This is a genomic window from Synergistaceae bacterium, assembly GCA_017443945.1.
In the GTDB taxonomy this organism is placed as follows: Bacteria; Synergistota; Synergistia; order Synergistales; family Aminobacteriaceae; genus JAFUXM01.
In genome coordinates, this window is sequence record JAFSXS010000080.1 from 1 (window position 1) to 2,933 (window position 2,933).

The 2,933-nt window shown below is 41.1% G+C and carries 3 protein-coding genes; all 3 read left to right on the forward strand.

What is annotated here, in order from left to right; genetic code table 11:
• The first annotated feature begins 145 nt into the window (after positions 1-145).
• Positions 146-1,297, forward strand: coding sequence for a baseplate J/gp47 family protein (locus tag IJT21_08480; GenBank protein MBQ7578285.1), 1,152 nt, complete (start codon positions 146-148; stop codon positions 1,295-1,297).
• 171 nt (positions 1,298-1,468) lie between these two features.
• A complete protein-coding gene (locus tag IJT21_08485; GenBank protein MBQ7578286.1) occupies positions 1,469-2,026 on the forward strand; it encodes a hypothetical protein in 558 nt (185 codons plus the stop codon).
• A 42-nt stretch (positions 2,027-2,068) separates the two neighbouring features.
• Positions 2,069-2,933: hypothetical protein (locus IJT21_08490; protein MBQ7578287.1), on the forward strand; the 865-nt coding region annotated here is incomplete at its 3' end.

Genomic DNA, 2,933 nt, shown 5'->3' on the forward strand with positions numbered 1-2,933 from the left:
GAGTCTCGTTTTGTGATAAAATATTCGCGATCAACTCATTTATACCGGCTAATAATTTTTTTCTGGTCAAGTCAATCACCCGCAAAATTTTAAATTTTATTTTTCCCCATGATTGATATAATTTGCAGTCGAGGTGAAAAATTTTATGACAAAAAGTGATTTATTTCCGACACTCAATGATATTACTTTTGCAGAGAAAAACGCAGATATCATAGAAAGCGAAATTATTTCCCAATACGAAAATTTATCCGGACGCACACTAGCTCGCGGAGACCCTATAAGATTATTTCTCAACTCCATAGCGCTTGTTATTATCCAGCAGAGAAATTTAATAGACTTCGCCGGAAAAATGAATTTACTAGCCTACGCTTCAGGAGATTATCTCGACCATTTAGGAGCCTTACTCGGTGTTACAAGATTGCAGCCAAGTCCGGCAACTGTTACTGTGAAATTTACTCTTTCTGAAGCTCAGCCCGCAAAAATTTTAATTCCCGAAGGTACACGAGTCAGCCCAGGCAATAATATCTTATTCGCAGTCAACACAGCAGGAGAAATCCCCGCCGGTGAATTATCTTGCGAGCTTAAATGCACTTGCACCGAAACAGGCACTATCGGCAATAATTATGTAATCGGACAAATAAAAAAATTGGTCGACATTTTCCCGTTCGAAATGAAGTGTGAAAATATTGACGAGTCTAATGGAGGCACTGACTTAGAATCAGATGAAAATTTTCGTGAAAGAATCCAAATCGCTCCTGAAAGTTTTAGCAACGCAGGCAGCAAAGGAGCTTACATTTATTACGCGCGCACTGCAAACAGCAATATAAATGACGTAGCTGTAATCGGGCCTAATGATAATGCGAATTTATGTCCGCCCGGTCATGTAATAATTTATCCGTTATTGACTGATGGCGAAATCCCCAATCAAGAAATTTTAGACGCGGTCTATAATGCCTGCAACCGAGAAGACGTCAGGCCGGACACAGATTATTTACACGTACGCGCGCCGGAAATAATAAATTACAATCTCGAGCTAAAATATTATATCGACAAAGAAAATTCCAGCACAGCAGGACTAATCGCACAAAACGTCTTGAACGCGATAAATGACTGGCAGAAATGGCAAAAAGTGAAAATCGGCCGAGACATAAACCCGTCAGAATTGAATCATAGGATCATTCAAGCAGGTGCAAAAAGGTGCGAGATCACGTCGCCAAATTTCCGCAAATTAGAACAATATCAAATCGCAGTCGCCAATCAGGTATTAATTTCATATGGAGGGCTTGAAGAGGGGTAAAAACTTTTTGCTGTAAACGCGACTCTAAATTCAATCCGGGTGGGCGGGTGGGAACTGCAAATTACAACACGACTCCAAATTTTCAGCACTGTTGCGGGAAAAAAATTTTGTGATTCAGTGAAGGGGGAGCCCATAGGCAGCGAAAAATTAATTTAATGAAAGGTAATGAACATGATAAAAATTGAAGCCAACACACAAGGTCTCGAACAAGCAATAAAATTACTCCGCAACACTCCTAAAAAATTAAATCTTGCGCAAAGATCTGCACTTTCGCGGACAGTCTCTCACATGAAAACACGACTCGCACAATTGGGAAACGAAAAATATTACGCCAAATCCAGCGAAATAAAAAAATCTCTCTCAGTCAAAACCGGCAATAATCTCGGACAAGTTATCTCGCGCGGGAAGAAAAAATCTATCGCCGACTACTACTTATCCCCCAGAAAACAAAAACTAGGACGCAGACAAGGCAAATTACGCGGTGCAGTCAAACGCGACGGGATTAAATCACTCGGCAAAGCATTCTTAGTCCCACTCGGAGGCAAATATTATCCTTATGTCAGAGTCGGTAAAGGCCGTTGGGACATTAAGCGATTAATAAGTCCTGCAATCCCTCAAATTTTGGGCAACCAGGAAATAACAGAAAGATTAACCGGCGAGACTTTGAAATTTTACAATCAGCGTCTAAATCATGAAATTATGCGCCAGTTAGGAATTTTTACTGTATAATTTTAACGTTGACAAGCAATTTTTAAATAAGGAGATAATCGAATGGCTAATAATTATACACGCTGGTATCGGGAAGGCACAATATCAGCCACACAAAACAGCAATGTCATAACCGGTCAAAATACTTTATGGCAGTCAATCGGTCTCAAACCCGGCGACATGTTCAGCATAGATAACATAACTGAATATGAAATCGACACAATCACAGATAACACTCATTTGACACTCAAGACAAATTATGCGGGCGCTTCAGTCTCGAACGTGAAATATAGAATCATTCGCAACTGGACAGCAAATTCAAACGCGGATGTTGCAGCAATGGCCAGTGAGTTACTCGGCGATGTTGCAAGATATCTCGATAAAGATTTGCAGACTTTGACGGGCAAGAGTGCTTACAAGGCGGCTTGCGATAATGGCTTTGTCGGAACTGAGTCTGAGTGGTTAGCGAGTCTTGATGCTTATGGGGTAGCAGTTAAAAACGGTTACACGGGGACTCGTGCACAATGGCTTGAAAGTCTCAAGGCTGCAGGTGAATGGACACAAGCAAACTCGCGCATAACGACTCTTGAGACTGACAACACAAGCAACAAGTCAAAAATTTCTGCTATTGAAGGAGTAAACGCAGGCACACGACTCACCGAACTTGAAAAAATAAAATCTATTGAGCCTATCTTCACTACAGATTTTCAAGAGGCTGCTACTGTTAGCGGCGTATGGGGTGATTATGGAAATATATGGGACATTCGCACAAAATTACGCGGGAAATATCTCGGTACAACTATAACCGCTGACCAATATCAAGCTATCACTAAAATTGCAGATTACAAAAATGGCAGCTTGAACCCGTACAAAGTTCAAATCGGCGACTTTTGGCGCTTAACTATCGACGGACAAACTTACACCGCAA

Excerpts from the sequence above, each read along its gene's own strand:
- IJT21_08480 (MBQ7578285.1), top strand. The coding sequence starts at position 146 with ATGACAAAAAGTGATTTATTTCCGACACTCAATGATATTACTTTTGCA.
- IJT21_08485 (MBQ7578286.1), top strand. The coding sequence starts at position 1,469 with ATGATAAAAATTGAAGCCAACACACAAGGTCTCGAACAAGCAATAAAA.